Annotated in this window: 22 protein-coding genes; 13 read left to right on the top strand and 9 right to left on the bottom strand. The window is 69.5% G+C overall.

Features of this window, described 5'->3' with window-relative positions:
* Window positions 1-14: 14 nt before the first annotated feature.
* The 4 genes from VFI59_00585 to VFI59_00600 are packed head-to-tail and all read right to left on the bottom strand — an operon-like array spanning window position 15 to window position 4,949.
* Window positions 15-701, bottom strand: a complete 687-nt coding sequence (locus VFI59_00585; protein HET6712198.1) for a phosphatase PAP2 family protein — start codon at window positions 699-701, stop codon at window positions 15-17.
* Window positions 698-2,068, bottom strand: a complete 1,371-nt coding sequence (locus tag VFI59_00590; protein ID HET6712199.1) for a diacylglycerol kinase family protein — start codon at window positions 2,066-2,068, stop codon at window positions 698-700. The genes VFI59_00585 and VFI59_00590 overlap by 4 nt, the downstream gene beginning before the upstream one ends.
* On the bottom strand, window positions 2,052-3,788 hold the full coding sequence (locus VFI59_00595) for a SulP family inorganic anion transporter (GenBank protein HET6712200.1): 1,737 nt from the start codon (window positions 3,786-3,788) through the stop codon (window positions 2,052-2,054). Before VFI59_00595 ends, VFI59_00590 begins: the two co-directional genes overlap by 17 nt.
* Window positions 3,789-3,845: 57 nt before the next feature.
* Complete coding sequence (locus VFI59_00600) at window positions 3,846-4,949, bottom strand: PilT/PilU family type 4a pilus ATPase (GenBank protein HET6712201.1); 1,104 nt, start codon at window positions 4,947-4,949, stop codon at window positions 3,846-3,848.
* 100 nt (window positions 4,950-5,049) lie between these two features.
* On the opposite strand from VFI59_00600, the gene VFI59_00605 reads away from it, so the two are divergent.
* From VFI59_00605 to VFI59_00665, 13 genes are all read left to right on the top strand, one after another.
* A complete protein-coding gene (locus tag VFI59_00605; GenBank protein ID HET6712202.1) occupies window positions 5,050-5,634 on the top strand; it encodes an NUDIX hydrolase in 585 nt (194 codons plus the stop codon).
* Window positions 5,635-5,647: 13 nt separating this feature from the next.
* Complete coding sequence (locus VFI59_00610; GenBank protein ID HET6712203.1) at window positions 5,648-6,415, top strand: sulfite exporter TauE/SafE family protein; 768 nt, start codon at window positions 5,648-5,650, stop codon at window positions 6,413-6,415.
* A gap of 53 nt (window positions 6,416-6,468) precedes the next feature.
* Window positions 6,469-8,526 (top strand): DUF6049 family protein, encoded by a 2,058-nt coding sequence (locus VFI59_00615; protein HET6712204.1) that lies wholly within the window; start codon window positions 6,469-6,471, stop codon window positions 8,524-8,526.
* A gap of 17 nt (window positions 8,527-8,543) precedes the next feature.
* Window positions 8,544-10,178, top strand: coding sequence for a murein biosynthesis integral membrane protein MurJ (gene murJ / locus VFI59_00620; protein HET6712205.1), 1,635 nt, complete (start codon window positions 8,544-8,546; stop codon window positions 10,176-10,178).
* Window positions 10,175-10,597, top strand: a complete 423-nt coding sequence (locus VFI59_00625) for a hypothetical protein (GenBank protein HET6712206.1) — start codon at window positions 10,175-10,177, stop codon at window positions 10,595-10,597. Before murJ ends, VFI59_00625 begins: the two co-directional genes overlap by 4 nt.
* A 10-nt stretch (window positions 10,598-10,607) precedes the next feature.
* Window positions 10,608-11,207, top strand: coding sequence for a sigma-70 family RNA polymerase sigma factor (locus VFI59_00630; protein HET6712207.1), 600 nt, complete (start codon window positions 10,608-10,610; stop codon window positions 11,205-11,207).
* A complete protein-coding gene (locus tag VFI59_00635) occupies window positions 11,204-11,992 on the top strand; it encodes a zf-HC2 domain-containing protein (protein ID HET6712208.1) in 789 nt (262 codons plus the stop codon). The genes VFI59_00630 and VFI59_00635 overlap by 4 nt, the downstream gene beginning before the upstream one ends.
* A gap of 67 nt (window positions 11,993-12,059) precedes the next feature.
* Window positions 12,060-12,998, top strand: coding sequence for a thioredoxin-disulfide reductase (gene trxB, locus VFI59_00640; protein HET6712209.1), 939 nt, complete (start codon window positions 12,060-12,062; stop codon window positions 12,996-12,998).
* A 104-nt stretch (window positions 12,999-13,102) separates the two neighbouring features.
* A complete protein-coding gene (trxA, locus tag VFI59_00645) occupies window positions 13,103-13,420 on the top strand; it encodes a thioredoxin (GenBank protein ID HET6712210.1) in 318 nt (105 codons plus the stop codon).
* Between the two features lie 95 nt (window positions 13,421-13,515).
* Entirely contained in the window at window positions 13,516-14,544 is a 1,029-nt protein-coding gene (locus VFI59_00650; GenBank protein HET6712211.1) for a peptidoglycan-binding protein, read from the top strand.
* A gap of 148 nt (window positions 14,545-14,692) precedes the next feature.
* Complete coding sequence (locus VFI59_00655; GenBank protein ID HET6712212.1) at window positions 14,693-15,676, top strand: TIGR03560 family F420-dependent LLM class oxidoreductase; 984 nt, start codon at window positions 14,693-14,695, stop codon at window positions 15,674-15,676.
* A 53-nt stretch (window positions 15,677-15,729) separates the two neighbouring features.
* Complete coding sequence (locus VFI59_00660; protein ID HET6712213.1) at window positions 15,730-16,959, top strand: PLP-dependent aminotransferase family protein; 1,230 nt, start codon at window positions 15,730-15,732, stop codon at window positions 16,957-16,959.
* On the top strand, window positions 16,956-17,900 hold the full coding sequence (locus VFI59_00665; protein HET6712214.1) for a D-alanine--D-alanine ligase: 945 nt from the start codon (window positions 16,956-16,958) through the stop codon (window positions 17,898-17,900). The genes VFI59_00660 and VFI59_00665 overlap by 4 nt, the downstream gene beginning before the upstream one ends.
* A gap of 17 nt (window positions 17,901-17,917) precedes the next feature.
* On the opposite strand, the gene VFI59_00670 is transcribed toward VFI59_00665, so the two are convergent.
* From VFI59_00670 to VFI59_00690, 5 genes are read right to left on the bottom strand one after another with little or no spacing between them, the layout of a single operon-like run.
* Window positions 17,918-18,811, bottom strand: a complete 894-nt coding sequence (locus VFI59_00670) for a ParB/RepB/Spo0J family partition protein (GenBank protein HET6712215.1) — start codon at window positions 18,809-18,811, stop codon at window positions 17,918-17,920.
* Window positions 18,811-20,295: an AAA family ATPase gene (locus VFI59_00675; GenBank protein HET6712216.1), complete on the bottom strand. Its 1,485-nt coding sequence runs from the start codon at window positions 20,293-20,295 to the stop codon at window positions 18,811-18,813. The genes VFI59_00670 and VFI59_00675 overlap by 1 nt, the downstream gene beginning before the upstream one ends.
* A complete protein-coding gene (locus tag VFI59_00680) occupies window positions 20,292-21,035 on the bottom strand; it encodes a 16S rRNA (guanine(527)-N(7))-methyltransferase RsmG (protein ID HET6712217.1) in 744 nt (247 codons plus the stop codon). The genes VFI59_00675 and VFI59_00680 overlap by 4 nt, the downstream gene beginning before the upstream one ends.
* Window positions 20,968-21,468: an RNA-binding cell elongation regulator Jag/EloR gene (gene jag, locus VFI59_00685; GenBank protein HET6712218.1), complete on the bottom strand. Its 501-nt coding sequence runs from the start codon at window positions 21,466-21,468 to the stop codon at window positions 20,968-20,970. Before jag ends, VFI59_00680 begins: the two co-directional genes overlap by 68 nt.
* Window positions 21,458-22,585, bottom strand: coding sequence for a YidC/Oxa1 family membrane protein insertase (locus VFI59_00690; protein HET6712219.1), 1,128 nt, complete (start codon window positions 22,583-22,585; stop codon window positions 21,458-21,460). Before VFI59_00690 ends, jag begins: the two co-directional genes overlap by 11 nt.
* Window position 22,586: the final 1 nt, after the last annotated feature.

The following is a 22,586-nucleotide window of genomic DNA, read 5'->3' on the forward strand; positions in this document are numbered from 1 at the left end:
CGACCGGCGGGGGCTCAGTATCGCCGACGCGCGGCGAGCACGCGACCGGCCCAGGCGACGAGGCCGCCCACCGAGGACCCGACGAGCGCGCCCGCGACGACGTCGCCAGGGTAGTGCACGCCCGAGTGCACGCGGGAGTAGCCGACCGCCGCGGCCGCCGCACCGAGGGGCAGGCCGAGGGCCGGCACCACCTGGGAGACCGACGAGGCGAAGGCGGCCGCCGATGCGGAATGACCCGACGGGAACGATGCCGAGGTCGGCATCTCGACGCGCCGTGCGAGCGGCACGCCCGCCGCGTCGGCGTCTGGGCGGCGGCGATGTCCGGCGAGCTTCATCGGCAGGTTCACGATCGCCGACGTGCAGGCGATCGCGGCCACGCCGGTGAGCGCCGCACGCCGTCCCTTGCGGCCCCCGACGGCGAAGAGCACGGCCGCCGCGCCGATCCAGAGCTTCGAATGGTCGGCCGCGCTCGTGAACGTGCGGAGGGGGCCGTCGAGCGTCGGTGTCGGCGTCGCCGCGACCGCCCGGTACACCGCCTTGTCGACCGCGGCGAGCTCACGCAGGGCGCGGACCAGAGCTGGGGCGGGCGCCGAGGGACCGGCCTCCAGCCGCTCCGCGAGGCGCTCAGACGGCGGCTGCACGGGCACGACGTCGTCGTCGAAGGGCTCGCCGCCGGAGGACTCCCCGGACCGCCCGCTCATGCCGCCACCGGCTTCCCGGCAGCGACCCGGAGCAGCTCGCGGATCGTCGACTTCTCCGTCACACGCACCGCCGCGGCGGCCGGTGACAATCCCGACGCGTGTCGAGGGATGCGCACACGCAGGACCCCCGGTTTCGTCGTGAACACCAACGGAGGATCCATCACCAGAGCCTCACCGTCGACGCCGATCTCGATCGGACGGCCCGAACGCACCTCGAACCGATCCGTGGTCCATTCACGCCACCCCTCGAACCGATCGAGCTGACCGATCGCCTGCAGCGACAGGAACCGTTGCACGTCCGACGCGCTCGAGAGATTCACAGCGACTACGCCGAGCACCCCTCGGTCGATGCGTTCGCGGGTCCCGCGGCCTTGGGAGTGGCGCAGCTCGTACGGATCGTTCGAGACCTGGATCACCGCTGCCGTCGGCACCTCCTCCCCGTCGGGACCGGTGAAGCGCAGTTCGAGCGGCTTCGCGTCTGGTCCCATGAGATCGGGAAGCATCTCGGCAGTCGTCTGCACCTTCGAGTCGCGGTACTCGGGCGACTGCACGATCTTCGCGTAGAGGCCGAGGGAGGCGTTGTTCACGAAGACCCGCCCGTTCACCTCCGCGAGGTCGATCGAGCGCTCGGCGCCGTCGAAGTAGGCGTCGAGCGCGCCAACGACGTCGTCGCGGTCGAGGCCCAGGTCGAGCGCGAAGTGATTGCGTGTGCCGGCGGGGACCACCACGAACGGGAGGCCGTGAGCGCTCGCCACCGCGCCGACGAGTGCCTGCGATCCGTCGCCCCCGGCCATGCCGATCACGTCGGCGCCCCGCGCGACCGCGGCCTCCGCCAGCGCGAGCAGGTCGTCACCGTGCCGCAACACGATGGGCTCGATGCCACGTTCGCGACACTCCCGCTGCAGCTCGAACTTCTCGGCCTTGCCGCCCCCTGACTTCGGGTTCATCAGCAGGACCGGATGCCGCGGCGTAGGCACCGCCGGCGCCTCCTCGACGCTGGCGTCACGCTTCGATGCACGCAACGCGTACCCGGCCGCCCCTGCCGAGAGCGCGGCAGCAGCAGCCACGGCGACCCACGGCCACGGCTTGAACTCGTCGTTCCCGAAGATCGCCGCGACCACGAGCCCGAGGCCCGCCACCACCAGCACGAGCGCGACCACTCGCACGGTTCCCCGGTGCGAGAGCGAGTACCAGGCTCCGACCACGGCGATCGCGAGACCGATGCTCGCGACCAGGATGACGCCGAGGTTCTCGAGCGCGAGCGCCACCACGATCACCATCGCGAGGACGAGGGCGACCACGGCCGTCGCGGCCGCCAGACGCTCGAGCATCGTCGGCGTGGCTGCCACGTCATGCGTCGTCGACATCCGAGACCTCCTCCCGAGACCGCCACCGTTCACCGAACTCGGCCTGGTACGCCTCGACCGCAGCTTCGAGCGTCGGGAAGAAGTGCCGCGGGTCGATCGTGTGCGTCAGCTCGTACCGCTCCACCTTCTCCCGGACGGGATCCTTCATCTCGGCGAACACCAACGAGATGTTCCGGGCGTTGAGCCATTCGTCCAGGTCTTCGAGCATGTCGGCGGCCGTCGTGTCGACATCGGTCACGGGCTCGGCCGCCACCACGATCCACCGCAGGTCGGGCGTGCTCGTGGCGAGCTCCGTGATCTCCTCACGGAACGTGCGGCTGTTCGCGAAGAACAGCGGGGCGTCGAACCGGTACATGACCAGCCCCGCGAGCTGCCGACCGTGCGGGTACCGCGTCACGTCGTGGTACCCAGGCATGTCGTCGACCTTGCCGAGCCGGGTCTGGTACGGCCACCAGGACCGGCGGAACACGTTGTAGATGGAGAGCGCGATCGCGACCACGATGCCCGGGAGCACACCGAGCAGCGCGACACCGAGGAATGCGGCGATCGAGAGCGAGAACTCCGTGCGCCGCTGCTTCCACAGGCGCACGGTCGCCGGGATGTCCGCCAGCGAGAGCGAGGCGGCGATCACGACCGCGGCCAGGGTCGGCTGCGGCAGGTTCTGCAAGAGGTCGGGAGCCACCACCAGCAGCATCAGGATCGCGAGCGCGCCGACCACGCCCGTTACCTGCGACTTCGCCCCCGCCTGCTCGGCCACCGCCGTCCGCGAACCGCTGGTGCTGACCGGGAACCCTTGGAAGAAGCCCGCCGCCACGTTGGAGACGCCGATCCCGATCATCTCCTGGTTTCCGTGGACGTGTTGCCCTTGCCGGGCCGCGAACGCTGATGCGGTCGAGATCGTGTCCGCCAAGGCAACGAGCGCGATCCCGAGGGCGCCTCCGATCAGCAGCGGAACGTCGGAGAGCGAGACGTCCGGGATCGTGAGCGGCGGGAAGTCGCCGGGCAACGGTCCGACGACCGAGACACCGCGATCGACCAGATCGAACAGGTCGACGGCCACGATCGCGAGCACGACGGCGATCAGCACGGCTGGCACCTTCGGCAGGCTCCGCTGCAGCACGATGATGATCAGCAGGCTCACGACCCCGATCGCGAGCGCGGCACCGACGGTCTCACCGTCGGCAACCCCCTGGACGAAGCCGACCGCCTCGTCGATCAGGCCGTCGGCGTCGACCGAGAAACCGAACAGCTTGGGCAACTGGCCGACGAGGATCGTGAGGGCGAGGCCGTTCATGTAGCCGATCTGGGTCGGCTTCGAGAGCAGGTCCGCCACGAAGCCGAGCTTCGCGACGCCCGCCAGGATCATCACGGCGCCCACGATCAGCGCGAGCATCGACGCGAGCGCCACCGCGCGCGCAGGGTCGCCGTTCGCCACCAGCAACGGCGCGATCGTGGCGGCGATCATCGGGCCGAGCGAAGAGTCCGGCCCCAGCACGAGGATGCGCGATGGCCCGAACAGCGCGTAGCCGATCAGGCATAGGATCGACGTGTACAGCCCGGTGATCGCGGGCAGGCCGGCGAGCTCCGCGTACGCCATGCCCTGCGGCACCAGCAACGCCGTGAGCACGAGCCCGGCGAGGACGTCCTTCGGAAGCCACTCGCGCCGGTAGCCGCGAAGCGTTCCCAACCCGGGGATCGCGGAACCCGTCGATCGATCCATCGCCGGAGCATGCCACGGCCTGGGGCGGGCGCCATCACCCCTTCCGGTGGAAGAGGACTAGAAGGGCAGGCCTTCTCCGTCGGCGACCGACAGGCGGTCGAGCACCCCGCGCATCATGAGATCGAAATCGTGCGGGTTCGAGGCCGCGCGACGTGCCTCGTCCTCGGTCACGAGCCCCTCCTTCGTGAGCTGCACGAGTGACTGATCGAACGTTTGCATCCCGTAGAAGTCGCCCTCGGCGATCACGTCCACGATCTGGTCGGTGGTGGCCGGATCCACGATCCGGTCGAAGACCCGTCCGGTGTTGATCAGCACCTCGACGGCGGGCACGCGGCCCTTCCCGTCGGCCTTGGCCACCAGTCGCTGCGACACGATGCCGCGGAGCGATCCCGCGAACGACGTGCGCACTTCCTTCTGCTGGTGCGGCGGGAACAGGTCGAGGATGCGGTTGATCGTCTCCATGCAGTCGATCGTGTGCAGGGTGGAGATCACCAGGTGTCCGGTCTCGGCGGCCTGGATCGCCGACATCGCCGAGTCGCCGTCGCGGATCTCGCCGAGAAAGATCACGTCGGGGTCCTGGCGGATCACGTGGCGTAGCGCGTTGGCGTAGGAATCGGTGTCGATGCCGATCTCGCGTTGCTGCACGATCGAGAGCACGTCGTCGTGCATCACCTCGATCGGGTCTTCGATCGTGACGATGTGGGCTCTGCGGCTGCGGTTGATGTGCCCGATCATCGACGCGATCGTCGTGGTCTTGCCGGTGCCGGTCGGGCCGGTGACGAGCACGAGCCCTCGAGGCGAGTCGGCCAGGCTGGACATGACGCGAGGCAGCCGCAGCTCCTCGAACGTCGGCACCTCGCTGCGCACCCGCCTGATCGCGAGGCCGACGACGCCACGCTGCCGGAACACGTTCACCCGGAAGCGCCCGACCCCCGGCAGCGTGTACCCGAGGTCGGCCTCGCTCGTCTCGGCGAACTCGCGCTTCTTGTGATCGGACATCAGCGATGCGGCGGCGGCCTCCGTGTCGGTCGCCGTGAGCACATCGAACTCGCCGGGGATCAGTTGGCCGTCGACGCGCACGAACGGCACGTTGCCGACCTTGAGGTGCAGGTCACTCGCACCCCGCTCCACCGTATGGCGCAGCAGCTCGTTGACATCCATCGCCGACGGCAGCCTCCGTTCGGCCCACGACGGTCGCGGGCCACGTGGTTCCATCGGCCCTCACCCGGGCGCACATGAGCCCTACGACTAGGATTCTCGCGTGACCGACGAGCCCACTCCCGAGGGGGAACCAGCGCCCAAGAGGCGGCGACGGCGCAAGCCCGCCGCGACCGCAGCGTCGTCGTCGGCGCAGCCGGTCGCCGAACGCTCCAAGCGCACGTCGTCGAAGAGGAAGCGGTCCGGCGGGCGACGCTCCAGGTCGCCGGTCCAGCGTGAGGTCTCGGCAGGTGGGGTCGTGTACCGACGCGACGGCGAGGACATCGAGGTGGTGCTCGCGTCGCGCCGGACCCGCCGGGGAGACCTCGCGTGGGGTTTGGCGAAGGGTGGGATCGAGTCGGGGGAGTCCCATGAGGATGCCGCGGTGCGCGAGGTCCTCGAGGAGACGGGCTACACCGCCGAGATCGAGGCATCGCTCGGTGACACCCGCTACTTCTACGTCTGGGGGGGTACCCGCATCCGCAAGACGGTGCACTTCTTCCTGATGCGCTGCACCGGAGGCGACCCCGACGATCGCGACGACGAGATGGAGGAGGTCCGCTGGTTCCCCCTCGACCGTGCGCTGAAGCGTGCTGCCTACCGAGGAGAGCGCGAGGTGCTCGGCCGGGCGGCCGACCTGCTGCGATGATGGACGCGGCGCGGTGACCCCCTTCGAGGTCGCGATCGGCATCGCGATCGGGTTCGTCTCGGGGGTGCTCTCCGGCCTCTTCGGCGTCGGCGGCGGCATCGTGATGACGCCGGGCCTGCAGGTGCTGCTCGGCGCCGCACCCATCGTGGCGCTCGCGACCCCGCTGCCGGTGATCCTTCCGACCGCGCTCACCGGCGCCCTCACCTATCGCCGTGCCGGCGAGCTCGACGAGCGAGCGGCCGCCTGGATGATCGGCCCGGGCGTGCTCGCGTCCGTCTTCGGAGCCCTGCTCACGAAGTTCGTCGACACCCACCTGCTGCTCGTGATCACGGCGGCCCTCCTCGCCTACCAGTCGGTGGCGATCCTGCGGGGTCCACGGGACCGACGCGGGCCGTCATTCAGGGCAACGCCTTCGATGTTCATCGGCATCGGCCTGTTCGCGGGATTCGTGAGCGGCCTGCTCGGCATCGGCGGGGGGCTCGTGATCGTGCCGCTGCTCGCGGGCTGGCTCGGGATGCCGCTCAAGCGTGCGCTCGGCACCTCGCTACTCGCGATCGTGGCGCTGGTGATCCCGGGCACGATCACGCACGCGTTGCTCGGCCACATCGACTGGACGCTGGTCGTGGTCGCGTCGATCGGCGCGGTGCCCGGTGCGTTGCTCGGCGCGAAGGTGGCGCTCGGCACCCACGAGCACACGCTGCGGATCCTCGTCGGAAGCTTCCTGCTGGTCGTGGCCCTCGCGTACGGCGTGGCCGAGGCGTTGGAGGTACTCGCGCGCTGACATCGGAAGGTTCCGAGGGCCCCCACCCCGCGGGGCTACGATGAGGAGCCGCCATGAGGATCCTCCGCGCGCTCGGCGCGCTCCTGCCGCTCGCGCTCGCCGCCGCCTTCCTGCTCCTCACGCCGATACCCTCCGTCGCCCAGGAGCCAGCCGTGGCCCTGACCCTGAAGGCCCAAACGCCCTTCACCACGCTCGAGAAGCCCGAGGTCACGATCGCCTTCCGTGCCAGGAACCTCGGTGAGGAACCGTTCGGTGATCTCCTGGTCGGGTTCATCATCGGTCCGGCGATCAGATCCCGGGTGGAGTACGAGTCCTCGCTGGTGGACGGGCCCGTCGGCACCCTGGTCTACGTCGATACGTTCGCGCAGGAGGGCGAGCTGAAGCCCGGCGAGACCCGCGAGTTCACGGTCTCCGTCGATCTCAGCGAGATCGACGGCGTGAGCGACGTCGACTCGCTCGTGTATCCGGCCCGGGTCGACCTTCGGAGCGGCGGCACACAGGTCGCCGCCCTCGACACGCCACTGGTGCACCTCGTTCGTGAGCCGGAGGTGCCGATCGGGCTCACGTGGTGGGCGGAGTTCGATGCCCCGATCGCGTTCGACCCTCAGGGGCGGCTGGCCGATCCTGCGTTCGAGGCCGCGATCGCACCCGAAGGAGGGCTCGCGCAGCAGGTCGACACCCTCTCCGCCGCCATCGGATCGACCGACGGCGGCGTGTCAGTGGAGCTCGTCGTCGTGCCGACGGTGATCGACCAGCTGGCCCGGATGGCCGACGGGTACGAACGGGCATCGGGCGAGGTCGTGCGACCCGACCAGCCGCCGGCCACGAACGCCGCGACGCTGCTGGCCCGCCTCGCCGACCTCGTCGGCGAGGCGGACGTGCAACTCGTCACCACCCCGTTCGCCGCACCACTGCTCCCGTCGCTCGCATCGGGTGGGCTCGCGCCCGATCTCGCTCGACAACAGGCGCTGGGTGAGGCGATCGTCGCTGAGCACCTGGGTGAGGAACCGTCCGCCGTCACGGCGCGGCCGCCGGAGGGAGCACTCGACGAGCCCAGCCTGCAGTGGCTCGCCGATCGCGGATCCACCACCGTGCTCGTGCAAGCCGACACGGTGCAGCGGCCCCCCCAGCCCAACGACTTCGCGCCGCTGCCCACTGCCGCCGTGACGACGGCCGACGGATCGAACCTGGCGCTCGTGCTGCCCGACCCGGGCGTGCAGGGTCTGCTGGGCGACCCGGTCCTGCTCGACGACCCGGTGCGGGCCGCCCAGGCGGTGCTCGGAGAGCTGGCGACGATCTGGCGCGAGCAACCGGTCCCCGGACTCCAGCCCGACGGGAGCCAGACCGTGCGCGGGGTCGCCGTGCAGATGCCTGCCGCACTGCCCCCCGCGATCTGGGCGCCGCTCGTCCGCCGCCTCTCCGAGGCCCCCTTCCTGCGGCGCACACCGGCGGCGAGCTTGGCCGCGGACGTCAACCCGACGCTGGAAGGCGCGGCGATCGTCCCGTCGATCGCACGGTTCCCACGCGACTACGTCGATGCGATCCGAGATCAGCGCCGAAACGTGGCCGCGTATCGCTCGATGCTCGCCGGCCCGAGCCCGCAGCCGGCACGGCTCGACCGCAACCTGTTGTACGCCGAGGCAGGTGAGTACATCTCCGACACCCTTGCGGGACGCGGCTGGTACGACCAGGTCAACGCCGTCACCGGCTCGATCTTTCGAAGCGTGCTGCCCGACGTGCAGCAGGAGTTCCTGCTGACCTCGCGGGAAGGCTCCATCCCGCTGCGTATGGGCGACCCCGGCGCCACCCCGCTCACCGTGCAGGTCGTGCTTCGCTCCGCCTCGTTCGAGTTCCCCGACGGGTCCCAGCAGACCGTGACGATCGAGGGCCCCGACGAGATCGTCACGTTCGACGTGATCGCCAAGGCCGGAGGGCCGCAGACGATCCGGGTGAAGACCCGGGCGCCGTCGGGCCGCGACCTCGGGGAGGACCAGAACCTCGCGGTGCGCACGACGGCCGTGAACAGCGTGGCGTTGTGGATCACGATCGGCGCCGGGGTGCTGCTGCTGCTGCTCTGGTCGAGGAGGTTGGTCCGACGACCGAAGCCCTGACCCCCGATCCCGAACCGGTGGAGGGCATCCCTCCCGATACCACCGGCGCCTACGTGCGGAACACCGCGCTCATGACGGTCGGCACGACCCTGTCGCGCCTGACCGGGTACGTCCGCATCGCGGCGCAGACGGCGGCCCTCGGCGTCACGATCGCCCCGCTCGGCAACGTCTACACGCAGGCCAACACTACGCCCAACATCGTCTACGAGCTGATCCTCGGGGGCATCCTGACCTCGGTGTTCGTGCCGGTGTTCGTCGACCACCAGCGGCGGAACGGGCGCGAAGCCGCCTTCGACCTTGGGAGACGCGTCCTCACACTGGCGTTGGTGCTGCTATCCGGCGTCGCGATCGTCGGCATCGTGTTCGCGCCCCAGATCATGCGCCTGTACCTCGTAGCGTCCGACGCCGCCGACCGCGAGGCGCAGATCGAGCTGGGGGTGTTCCTGCTCCGTTGGTTCATGCCGCAGATCGTCTTCTACGGCATCGGGGCGATCGCCTCCGGGCTGCTCAACACCGAACGCCGGTTCGCCGCCCCGATGTTCGCGCCGATCCTCAACAACCTCGTCGCGATCGCGACGTTCGCGGCCTACGCCATGCTCCGCGCCGGGGCCGCGCCCTCGGTCGGCGACATCACATGGCTCGAGAAGACAGTGCTCGGCGCCGGCACCACCCTCGGCGTCGTCGCGATGACCGTGGCCCTGTGGCCGTCGCTGCGCGGGACCGGCTTCCGATGGCGTTTGACCGGTGGGTGGGGCCATCCGGGCATCCGGCGCATCGTAAGGCTCTCCGGTTGGGTCATCGTCTACGTCGGGGCGAACCAGCTCGCCTACGTCGTGATCATCATCCTCGCGGGAGGCATCTGCGACGCCTGTTACCAGATCTACGCCACGGCGTTCATCATCTTCCTGCTGCCGCACTCCATCTTCGCCGTCTCGATCTTCACCGCGCTGCTGCCCGCGATGGCCGAGCGATGGACCGACCACGACATCGACGGCGTCCGCGACCGATTCTCGCTGGGGCTGCGTGACACGATCGTGGTGATCGTGCCGGCGTCGTTCGCGTTCATCGCGCTCGCGCAGCCGATCGTCTCGCTGCTGCTCGAGTACGGGTGGGTGCGGGAGGCCGACGTCCCCTTGATCGCCCGCACGTTGCAGGGCTTCGCGGTCGGGCTGCCGATCTTCTCGGCGTTCCAGCTGATCACGCGCACCTTCTACGCGACGCAGGACAGCCGGACGCCGGCGATCGTCAACATCGGCGCGGCGATCGTCACCGTGGCCGTCGATGTCGCGCTCGTGCGCGCGGTGGGATGGGACGTGCCCGCCCTCGCGCTGGGACACGCGCTGTCGTACGTGTTCGCGACCACCGTGGGGCTCGCGCTCCTCCGCCCGAAGCTCGGCTCGCTCGACGGCGGGCGCGTCGCCAGCACGGTCGCACGCGCGGTGCCAGCGGCCGCGGTCACGGCGGCCATCGCGTGGCTCGTCGCGGCCGGCGTGGGCGCGGTGGTCGACACGCAGATGGTGATCTGGCGGCTCGTACAGGTCGGATCGGCGGTCGCCGCGGGCGTCGGCGTGTATCTGCTCGCGGCCCTCATGTTGGGCGTTGAAGAGGTCGATGAAGTGATCGGCGCGGTACGCAGGAGGTTCCGCGGATGACTGGCATGTTGCACAACATCGATCGCACCGCCGAAACCGGCATGGTCGGCAAGGCAGCGGTGATCTGGCTGCTGCTCTTCGCGGTGCTCGGGGTCGCCGTCGTCGACGCCGTGTCGATCGGTCGCACGACGCTGCACCTGTCCGAGGTCGCGACCCAGGCCGCGAGCGATGGCGCCGCGGCGTACCGTTCACAAGGGCGTAGCGCGATCAAGGCGTGCGAGACCGCGGCGGCCACGATCGAGGCACTGGACTCGAGCCTGAAGCTCGGGAAGACCGGCTGCGTGGTCGACGACACCACCGGCCGCGTCGGCATCAGGCTACGGGCGACCGCGGAGACGATGGTCGCCGGACGGCTCGGTGCGACCGCCGCGTACACCCAGGTCGTCGTGACGGAGGCCAACGGCCCGTCGGGTGTGTAGCGTTCGGGCCGTGACCGAGGTCGAGCGCGACGAGGAGCTCGTCCGACGCTTCCGAGCGGGCGAGACCGACGCCTTCACCGACCTCGTCCGCCGCCACGAGCACCGCGTGTACTCCCTCTGCCTGCGCGTGCTGGGCGATGCCGACGCCGCTGCCGACGTGGCCCAGGACACGTTCCTGAGCGTCCTGCGCAAGCTCGACGGCTTCCGGGGCGACGCTGCGTTCACGACCTGGTTGCACCGGGTGGCGGTGAACGCCTGCTACGACGAGCTGCGCAGGAAGCGCCGCCGGCCGATGCTGCACGTCGCTGCCGACGACGACCTGCAGCACGAGCCCGGGCCGCCGACCGTCGATCATGCCGACGAGGTCGCCGGCGCCCGCGACGCGGCGTCGGCGTTGGCGTCGATCCCTGAGGAATTCCGAGTCGCCCTCGTGTTGGCCGACGTCCAGGACATGGCGTACGACCAGATCGCGCAGGTGCTCGACGTGCCGATCGGCACCGTGAAGTCCCGCGTGCACCGCGGGCGCCTCGCCCTCGCGGCCGTCCTCGGCCTCGAACCGGGCTCTCGGGAACCGATCGCCTCGCCACGGACGTCGGAGCAGGAACCGTGACACACCCTCTCGATCAGCTCGCCCCGTTCGTCGACGGCACCCTCGACCCCGCCGAGCGTGTCGTCGTCGACGAACACCTGCGCTCCTGCGACCGGTGCCGGGCCGAGGTCGATGCGGCTGACGCAGCCCGTACCGTGCTCAGGGCGATGCCGGAACCGGCGAGTCCGGACCTCGCCGCGCGGTTCTCCCCCGAGCGGATCGAACGGCTCACGGCTCCCTCCGCCGCCTCGCGGGCGCCCTGGTCGAAGCTCGCGCCGGTGGTCGCGGCGGCGGCGGTCGTGGCCCTCGTCGCACTCGTCGTCCCCCGGCTCGGGAGCGGCTCGAACAGCGGTGGCGTCGCCGCCGACGCCGTGGCCGAGGCGGGCGGTGACGGCGCGGGCGGCCCCGGGCGCCTCGAGATCCTCGACGCCGATCTCGATGAGCCCGCGCTGCAGGAGGCGGCGACCGCGTTCGCTGCCGCCTACGCGCAGGGCCGGGGCGTGGCGGCCGACGCCGGTCAGGAGGCGGCAGGGGCCGTGGCGTCGGCACCGGCGGCGCTGTCCGGCCAGGCCCGGACGGCCGGACCCGCCCGCACGGCGCGCGCCGTCGCGTGCCTGGAGCAAGCCTTCCCGGGCTTCCCCGGCGAGATCGTTCGGGTGCAGCGGGTCATGTTCGAGGGCACGCCGGCGTTCATCGCCTACGTGATCGAGAGCCCGGGTGCCGATACACCGGCGAACGCGGTCTCGATCTGGGTCGCCGACGCGGCGGATTGCTCGGTCCTGACCTTCACGTCGGCCCGCCTCTGACGGCCTCGCGGATGCGGGCATGCGCCGGGATGCTCGTGCGTTCATGGCTGTGGGAGGATTCCTGGCGATGAGTGAGACGCGCGACGTGATCGTGATCGGCTCGGGGCCGGCCGGCTACACGGCGGCCCTGTACGCCGCTCGGGCGAACCTCGAACCGCTCGTGCTCAAGGGCCTCGACGCGGGCGGCCAGCTGATGCTGACGACCGATGTCGAGAACTACCCGGGCTTCCCTGACGGCCTGATGGGTCCGGAGCTGATGGAACGGTTCGAGAAGCAGGCCGCCCGTTTCGGCGCCGAGATCCTGCCCGTGCACGCCACCGAGGTCGACCTGTCGAGCCGTCCGTTCACGGTGAAGGCGGGCGACCAGGCCTGGCGCACGCAGACCGTGATCGTGTCGACCGGAGCCAGCGCGCGCTGGCTCGACGTGCCCGGTGAGGAGACGCTTCGCGGGCGTGGCGTGAGCGCGTGCGCTACCTGCGACGGGTTCTTCTTCCGTGACCGCGAGCTCATGGTCGTGGGCGGCGGGGACTCCGCGATGGAGGAGGCGACGTTCCTCACGAAGTTCGCCTCGAAGGTGACGATCGTGCACCGACGCGACGAGTTCCGCGCCTCGAAGATCATGCAGGAGCGTGCGCTCGCCAACCCCAAGATCGAGGTGATCTGGAACGCCACCGTCAGCGAGATCCTGGGTGAGGGCGCCGTCACCGGCGTGCGCCTGCACGACACGGTCACCGGCGAGGAACGAGAGATGCCCACCGACGGCGTGTTCATGGCGATCGGCCACGATCCCAACACCTCGCTCTTCGCGGGCCAGCTGGACCTCGACGAGAACGGGTATGTCGTGGTGCAGGAACCTCGCACGCACACGAGCGTGCCGGGCGTCTTCGCCGCGGGCGACGTCACCGACACGATCTACAAGCAGGCGGTCACGGCCGCCGGACAGGGCTGCAAGGCGGCGATCGATGCCGAGCGGTTCCTGGAGGAACTGGCGCACGCGCCGACCTGAGCTGCGGGAATCCCGGGCAGGCGCGCGCGCGTTGCACGTCTCGGCGGTTCGACGCCGCAGAGGACTGTGAGGCACCACCGATGAGGAGAACGACGATGGCGGACATGAACAGCGTGACAGACCAGGAGTTCCAGACCTCGGTCCTGGACTCCGAGACCCCTGTGCTCGTGGACTTCTGGGCGGAATGGTGCGTGCCTTGCCACATGGTGTCGCCGGTGGTCGAGGAGATCGGACAGGACAAGGGTGAGACCCTCAAGGTCGTCAAGCTCAACATCGACGAGAACCCACAGGCGACCCGCACCTACGGAGTGATGAGCATCCCCAGCCTGATCCTGTTCAAGGGCGGCCAGGAGGTCGCACGCGTGATCGGCGCGAAGCCGAAGGACGCGATCCTGCGCGACATCGAGCCTCACCTGTCCTGAACACTCGCCACGGTCTCTCTCGGTGCCGTGGCCCGCTCGACCCTCCAGCACCCGGCCGGTTGCCGCCGTGAAGGCCACCGGCGCAGACTCATCGTGTGCGCATCTACCACCTCGGTGACGAGGGCCCGGAAGTCGGCGACATCCAGGAGCGCCTGACCGGACTCGACCATCCGGTCGATGCCGAGGAGGTCCCCGGCCGATTCGGGCCGTCGACCGATGCGGCCGTCCGCGCGTTCCAGGCTCGGCGCAGCCTGCGGGTCGACGGGCTCGTCGGGCCCGACACCTGGGGGCAACTCGTCGAGGCCGGATACCGCCTCGGCGACCGCACGCTCTACCTGCACTCGCCGCACTTCCGCGGTGACGACGTCCGAACGTTGCAGCGCAAGCTGAATGCCCTCGGGTTCGATGCGGGCCGCGAGGACGGCATGTTCGGCGTGAACACGGATCATGCGATGCGCGACTTCCAGCGCAACGTCGGCGAGGAGCCCGACGGCATCGTGGGCCTCCACGCGATCGAGATGCTCGAGCGGATGCGTCCGATCGAGTCTGGTCTGAGCCGCGCCTTGGTCCGCGAAGAGGAAGAGCTCCGGCATCTGCGGACCTCGATCGCAGCCCGGGTTCTCGCGATCGACCCAGGCGACGCGGGCGAACCCGACAGTGCCTGCACGTACTCGATCGCCGAGGTGCTCCGTGACGAGCTGGCGGCGATGGGCGGGAAGCCATCGTTGCTCAGGGCTCGGGACGAGCCGCTCGACCCGACCGAGCGGGCGAAGCTCGCCAACGAGATGGGCGCGTCGATGTGCGTCTCGGTCGAGCTCGCGACCGGGCTGCCCGAGGCGTCGGGACCGACCGTCTCCTACTTCGGCAGCGACCAGACCCACTCGCCAGCCGGCATGCTGCTGGCGCAGCTGATCCTCGAGGAGCTCGAAGCCGCCCTCCACACTCGGGGGCGTCTGCAGCGTCTCACCGTCTCGATGCTGCGCGAAACGCGCATGCCGGCGGTGCAGGTCGAGCCCGCGTTCATCACGAACGAGCGCGAAGCGGCGATGATCGTCGACCCGGCCTTCGCCGAGCGGGTCGGCCGCGCCGTCGCGAACGGCGTCAAGCGCTTCTTCGCCGACTGACGAGCCGCAGGAACAGCCCGAGCGTGACCCCGGCTACCGAGGCGCGGATCGCGCGCTCTCGCTCGGTCGGGTGACGGGCGCCGGCACCGGGAGTGTCGGGTGCAGGTCTCTCCGGGGCGTTCGGCATCGGGGGCTATGCTACGCGCCGATGCGCTTCTGCCTGATGCTCGAGGGACAGGAAGGCGTCACGTGGCCCGACTGGCTCGGGGCGGCGCGTGCCGCGGAGCGGCTGGGGTTCGAGGCGATCTTCACCTCCGACCACTACCTGAGCGTGATCCGCCATCGCGATCGTGACCGCGGGTCCTCTGATGCGTGGACGATGCTCTCGGCGCTCGCGGCGTCGACCGAGACGATCAGGCTCGGCACGATGGTCTCCCCCATCACGTTCCGACTGCCCGCCGTGTTGGCGAAGGCCGCGGTCACGGTCGACCGGGTCAGCGGGGGTCGCGTCGAGATCGGCATGGGCGCGGGCTGGTGGGAGGACGAGCACCGCACCCATGGGTTCCCGTTCCCGGACACGCCCACCCGGTTCGACATGCTGGAGGAGCAGCTCGAGATCGTCCACGGCCTGTTGGTGGAGGAACGATTCTCGTTCCAGGGCCAGCATTATCAGTTAGATGCCGTACCCTTCGCGCCCAAAGGCGTGCAGGAGCCGCATCCGCCGATCGTGGTCGGCGGAAACGGCGGTCCAAGGGTCGCGGCCCTCGTCTCGCGATGGGCCGACGAGTTCAACACGGTGGGCCCGTCTCCCGAGCAGGCTCGTGAGCGGTTCCGCAAGGTGCGCGACCGCCTCGACGCCGACGGCCGGGCGCAGGACTCGCTCACGACCTCGGTGATGACGTGGTGTTACGTGGGGGAGACCGAGCGGGACGCGATGCGGGTGATCGAGAAGGCGCGCTCTCGCGCGATGCGCGTCGCGAGGTTCGAGGACGAGCTCGACGAGCTGCGCGCGCACTGCGTGGTCGGGTCGGTCGACCAGGCCGTCGAGCGCCTGAACGCGTACGCCTCGGCCGGCGTGCAGCGCATCATGCTGAACCACGAGCTCTTCGACGACCTGGAGATGCTCGAGGTGCTCGCCGAGCGCGTCTTCCCTCAGGTGGAGGGGTCGACGGGAACGTCCCGCGTGCCGTGATCGATGCTCCTGCCGGGCACGCGGCATGCCGATGCTAGCCTGAGGACCTTCCCATGGCCGAGTTCTCGATCGATCGCTTCGTCGATCTCTACGCCCACCGCACCTCGGGCATGTCCGCGTCGGAGGTGCGGGCGTTGTTCGCCGTGGCGTCGCGCCCCGAGGTCGTCTCCCTCGCGGGAGGCATGCCGTTCGTGCAGGCCTTGCCCACCGACGACGTGCTCGAGGTCGTCCGCGGCGTGCTGGATGAGCACGGCTCGATGTCGCTGCAGTACGGCGGCGGCCAGGGGGACCCCGGCCTGCGGGAGCGCCTGGCCGGGCTGATGGCGGCCGAGGGCGTCGAGGGCGATCCCGAGGACATGGTGATCACGACCGGGGCACAACAGGCGCTCGACCTCGTCGGCAAGATCTTCATCGACCCCGGAGACCTGATCGCGGTCGAGGCGCCGGCGTACGTGGGGGCCCTGACCGCGTTCGGCCAGTACGAGCCCCGTTACCTGCAGGTCGAGATCGACGACGACGGCATGATCGTGGGCCAGCTGGAGGAGGCCCTCGTGCGGGGCGAGCGGCCGAAGTTCGTCTACACCTGCCCGAACTTCGGGAACCCAAGTGGTGTGACGCTATCATACGAACGGCGGCAGCACCTCGTCTCCTTGTGCCGGGAGGCGGGCATCCCCATCGTCGAGGACAACCCGTACGGCATGCTCCGCTTCGAGGGCGAGCCACTCCCGGCGCTGCGAACCCTCGACCCCGACAACGTGATCTACCTCGGCACGGTCTCGAAGGTCTTCTCCCCCGGCGTCCGCGTCGGGTGGGCGCTCGCCGAGCAGTCGGTGGTCCAGCGCCTCGTGCTCGCGAAGGAGGCAGCCGACCTCTGCGGCTCATCGTTCACGATGCTGGTCACCGAGCGGTACTTCGCCGAGGAGGAACGCTGGCGCGCCAACCTGGCCGCCCTCACCGACATCTACCGCTCGCGGCGCGATGCGATGCTCGAGGCGATCGACGAGCATTTCCCGGACGGCGCCCTGTGGACGAACCCGGGCGGCGGCTTCTACGTCTGGGTCACGTTGCCCGACTGGTTCGACACACGGGCGATGCTCGCCACGGCCGTCGAGCGACGCGTCGCCTATGTGCCCGGCACCGCCTTCTACCCCGACGGGCGCGGCGGCAACCAGATGCGCCTGGCGTTCTGCTACCCGCCCGTGGATCGCATCCGCGAGGGCATCGCCAGGCTGGGCAGCCTGCTCGAGGACGAGCAAGCCCTGTACCGGAGCCTGCACCCGTGAACGTCGCGGTGCTCGCCGGTGGGCGCACGCCCGAACGCGATGTCTCGTTACGGGGCGGACACCGCGTCGCGGGCGCACTGCCGGACCTCGGCCACGACGTCACCCTGATCGATCCGGGGGAGACCGCGCTGGCCGAGGCCCTGCAGGAACGATCCCCGGACCTGTGCTACCTCACCCTGCACGGCAAGGAGGGCGAGGACGGCACCGTGCAGCGTCTGCTGGACCTGCTCGGCCTCGCGTACACCGGCACGGCTGCGTTCGATTGCGAGGTGGCGTTCGACAAGCTGCTCGCCAAGGATGCGCTCGACCGGGCCGGTGTGCGCACGCCGACCTGGGCCCCGATCGAGGGGACGGCGCTGCGGGACCTGGGCGCCGGGGCTGCGCTGGGCAGGGCCATCGAGCGGGTCGGCCTGCCATGCGTCGTCAAACCCTCAAGGAGCGGCTCCGCCCTGGGGGTGACGTCGGTCTCGCGGGAGGGCGACCTGCCGGCCGCGGTGATGGCGGCCCTGTCGTTCAGCGGGGGAGCCGTCGTCGAGACGGCGATCGTGGGCACGGAGATCGCCGTCGGCGTCGTCGGCACGCCGGGGGAGGCACTACCGGCGGTCGAGATCGTGCCGAAGGGCGGCACCTACGACTACGCCGCACGCTACACGGCCGGAGCGACCGACTACTTCGCACCCGCTCGCCTCGGTGACGATGCCACCGCGGCCTGTCGCGATGCGGCCATGGCCGCTTGGAGGGCGCTCGGCCTGCGCGACGTGACGAGGGTCGACATGATCGTCGACCGCGACGGTGTGCCCTGGGTGCTCGAAGTGAACGTCTCACCAGGCATGACGGAGACCAGCCTGTTGCCGATGGGCGCGAGCGCCGCCGGCATGGAATTGGCTCAGCTGTGTGACGCGGTCATCCAGTCGGTCACATCGAGGCGTCTCGGCCGCTGACGGTGGTTGCAGCTGCGTCACTCCGGGGAGAGCCCGGGCCCCGAACCGACGATCTCCGAGACGATCCGTTCGAGGTCGTCGACCGACCCGAACTCGATGATCACGCGGCCCCGCTTCTTCCCGTACTGGATCTGGACGCGGGTGGCGAGCTGCTCCGACAGGATCTCCTCGACCTCGGCCATCCCGGCGTCGGCTGCAGATGTCGTGGCGACGTCGATCGAAGCTTCCACCTGGAGTGGCGGTTCGAGGTAGCGCCGAACGAGATCCTCGGTCTCGCGAACGGAGAGATCCTCGGCGGCGACCCGGAGCGCGAGCGTGTTGACGGCATCCGCGTCGCCGAGCGCGAGCAGCGCACGAGCGTGCCCCGCCTGGATCCTCGCATCGGTGAGGAGCTGCTGGGTCTCCAGGGGGAGCTGCAAGAGGCGGATCGTGTTCGCGATGTGTGACCGTGACACACCGACCCGGTCGGCGAGCTCCTCCTGCTTCAACCCGAGGTCCTCGAGCAGCTGTCGGAACGCCTCAGCGAGCTCGATGGGTCCGAGGTCCTCCCGGTGGATGTTCTCGATCAGGGCCTCGCGCAGGAGGTCTGAATCCTCGGTCTCTCGTAGCACCACCGGCACGGTTGCGAGCCCGGCCACCTTGGCGGCTCGCAACCGACGTTCACCCGCCACCAGCTCGTAGCCGTCCTCGCTCGAGCGACGGACCACGATCGGCTGCAGGATGCCCACCTCTCTGATCGAGGCAGCGAGCGCCTTGATCTCCTCCTCGTCCCAGTGGGTCCGTGGTTGCTTCGGATTGGGCGTGACGGCGTTCACCGGCACTTCGAGCAGTCCCGAGAGCCCCTCACCGGCCTCTGGGGCTCCCGGGATCAGCGCGGACAGACCTCGCCCCAGACCACCTCGCTTCGACATCACTCGCCTCCCTTTCGGAACAGTCGCCATCGGCGCTTGTGTGAGCGGTCGTCCTCGAGGGTGGCGCCGATGTCGGCCACCGCGTGGCCTTCCGACGGCTGAGCCTCGGGATCGTGACGGCTCGGCTGCGAGGGCGCGACGGGCTCCGCGTCCTCGTCGATGACCACCACCCGACGTTCGGGAAGGTGCCCGGGTGGGGCAGGGGAACTCGGCGGGGCGACCCGAGGAGGCTCGGTCGCGGCATCAGCCTCCTCCCACACGTCCTCGTCGTCGAGGGCCGAGGCGGGAGCGGCCTGTGGGAGCGGCTCGGGCGTTGGATGCGGTTCGGGGAGCGGCTCGGGCGTTGGATGCGGCTCGGGCGTTGGATGCGGCTCGGGGAGCGGCTCGGGGACCGGCGCCGGCTCGGGGACCGGCGCCGGCTCGGGTTCCGGCTCGGGTTCCGGCAGATCGTGCACCATCGGAACCTCGCCGAGCTCCTCCTCCCGGAGCGGCTCGGCGGGGGCGGGAGAGGCGTCGATCGCCGGCACGACGATCGTCGGGAGGTCGTGGAAGGTCGGCATCGGCTCGGTCGGCGGCGGCCGGAGCGCGACCTCCCGACCCAGTTCGCGGTAACTCGCTGCACCTTTCGACTTCGGGTCGTACACCGTGATCGGCTGGCCGAATCCCGGCGCCTCGGAAAGCCGAACGGTCCTCGGGATGATGACGTCGTAGACCAGCTCACCGAAGTAGCGTCTGACCTCCTCGACCACCTGCTCGGACAGCTTCGTCCGGGGATCGAACATCGTCATCACGATCCCGGAGAGTCGCAGTCCCGGGTTGATGTTCTGCTGCACGAGCGAGACGTTGCGGAGGAGTTGCCCGAGGCCCTCCAGGGCGTAGTACTCGCACTGGATCGGGACGATCAGTTCCTCCGCCGCCGTCAGCGCGTTGATCGTCAACAGGCCCAGCGAGGGTGGACAGTCCAGAAGTATGAAGTCGTACGCGCCTTCCCGGACCGTGGCGAGGGCCTTCTTCAGACGCGTCTCGCGCGAGAACTGGCTGACCAGCTCGATCTCCGCTCCCGCCAGATCGATGGTTGACGGGATCGCCGAGAGGTGGGCCACCGCGGTCGGTACGATCGCATCGTCGACGGACGCCTCCGACACGATGACGTCATACACCGTGATCTCACGAGCCTCGTGCCTGATCCCCAACCCGGTCGAGGCGTTCCCCTGCGGGTCGAGGTCGACGACCAGGACCCGGTAGCCGAGATCGGCGAGGGAGGCGCCGAGGCTGACGGCCGTCGTGCTCTTGCCAACACCGCCCTTCTGGTTCGCGATCGCGATCACGCGGGCGATGCCGGGGGTGTCGGGGGGCACAGGGATCTGCTTCTTCTTCTCTCGTTTGGAGCGCCTGGCGCTGGATGCGGTGGATGAATCGCCCATGGTGGGCGAGCGAGTAGAGGTGTCCGGGGCGGCGCCGGCGCCGACGGAGGCCTTGGTCACTGCCGAGCCATGATAACCAGTGGACCCGACCGTGCAAGCGCAGACTGGAAAAGGCTTGCCGACACGCCGGTCGGCACGTCTCTGACGAAGTCGAAGGTGGCGCCGGCCCAGTAGATCAGACGCCCCGACGGGCCGAGGAGGGGCTCGGCGGCTGCCCACGACTTCGGCGCCGGGGCGAACGCCCTCGCCGTGCACGCCGCGACCCGTTCTCGAAAGGTCTCGAGACGACGCCCGTGGACGACCGCGTTATCGAGGTCCGCCGTTGCCTCGTCCAGGAAGACCGCCCGGTTCCGACGTACCTCGATCAACACGAAGCGTAGGTCGGGCCGAGCGATCGCCAAGACGACCCCGGGCAATCCCGCGCCCGAGCCCAGGTCACAGACCGTCCCGGTCTCCGGAAGCAGCGGCGCGGCTCTGAGGCAGTCGAAGATGTGCCGCTCGCGCAACCGTGGAAGATCCGAAGCGGAAACCATGCCCCTCGGGGCTCCTCTCTCCCGGAGATCCCGCTCGAACCGCTCGAGGCGATCGATCGCTGTGTCGTCCAGCTCGACCCCAAGTGAGGCGACGCCCGACCAACCCTCATGTTTCACGTGAAACATCGCCTCCCATCGACCCGAACCCACCTGCGGCGCCTGCACGGGCGTTCCAGCGCCGGTTGCGAGCGTAGGGGACTCAGGAAGCGGGAACGATGACCACGAACCGCTCAGGATCGACGCCGCGGGACTCGGTCTCGACGCCATCGATATCGGCGACGGCGTCGTGAACGAGTTTGCGCTCGTACGAGTTCATGGGCTCGAGCTCTTCCTCTCGGCCGGTCTCACGCACCCGTTGGGCGAGCTCGCGAGCGTGCTCCTCGAGTCTGGCTTCCCGGCGCTTGCGGTAGTCCTCGACGTCGACGATCACTCGCACCCGCTGGTCGAGGCGACGGCCGACGACCATGCGCGTGAGCTCTTGGATCGCCTCCAGCGTCTGCCCATGTCGACCGATCAGCAGCGACATGTCCTCCTCCGGCCCATCGACGATGTCGACGTACATGTGCCCCTCGTGCGGATTCGGCTCAGCGATCGCGTCGATGTCCATCCGCGTGAGGAGCTCCTCGAGGAAGTCGGCCGCCGAGTCTGCCTGTTCCTCGAGCTCGTCGAGGTTCGGCGCGTCGTCGCGCTCAGGAGCCACCCTTGCCTCCAGACCCCGGTTTCTTCGGCTTGCGCTGAGCCGATCCACCCTTCTTCGGGGGGTTCTTCTTGGCCTCGGCCTCGCGGCGCTTCCGCTCCTCCTCGGCGCGCTCCGTCATGCGCGTCATGAGGCCCTGCTTCTTGGGTTTGTCGGCCTGGGCGGCCATCTTGGCCTTCTGCTCTGCCATCCGGCGGTCCAGGGCTTCCGGTCCGATGTGGCCCGCCCGAAGGAGCAGCGTCTGCTGGCCGATCATGAACAGGTTCGACACGGTCCAATACAGCACCAGGCCGGCGGGGAAGCTGAACCCGATGAACCCGAAGAACAGCGGCATGATCCGAAGGATCATCTGCTGCTGGTTGGACGCGGCACCCTGGGGACTCGCCCGCTGGGTCTGCAGCGTCTGATAGAAGGAGGTGGCGATCATCAAGCCGAGCAGCAGCACGTAGCCGATCTTCGACGTCAGCCCGTCGGTCCCGCACGGAAGCACCGGCTTGGACTCGAAGGAGTCCAGGGGCTGTCCGTCGTCACCCTCCAACGGCAGCCCGGGGTTCACGACATTCCCCTGGCTGTCCTTGATCGTGCTGTTCTCAACGCTTCCCGCTTGCGATGCCGAGCATTGCAGGTTCAACCCGAGGAACCCGGTGCCTTCGTGGGTCACGACGCTCGCGAACAACGCGCTGTCGGTCGGAAGGTGGTTGTTCGTGATGACGTACGCCGTCACCTGATCGTTCTCCGTGACGGGCTCGTAGCCCGGCGCCCTGAGCACGGCATACATCGCGATCAGCAAAGGGAACTGCGCGAGGACGGGAAGACACCCGCCGAGGGGATTAACCCCGGCCTCCTTGTAGAGACGCATCGTCTCTTCCTGGGCCTTCTGCTTGTTCCCCTTGTACCTCTTCTGGATCTCCTTGATCTTCGGCTGCAGCGCCTGCATCGCCTGCATCGACTTGATCTGCTTCATGCCGAGCGGGAAGAGGAGGAATCGCAGCACGAGGGTGAGGATGATGATCGCGACCCCGTAGTTGGGGATGATGTCATACAACCACGCCAGGACCGAACCCAGGGCGTCGAGCAACCCCTGGAAGATCGGGGAGATGATGGGGATCTCGGCCAGCATG

This window comes from Actinomycetota bacterium (assembly GCA_035697485.1).
In the GTDB taxonomy this organism is placed as follows: Bacteria; Actinomycetota; UBA4738; order UBA4738; family HRBIN12; genus JAOUEA01.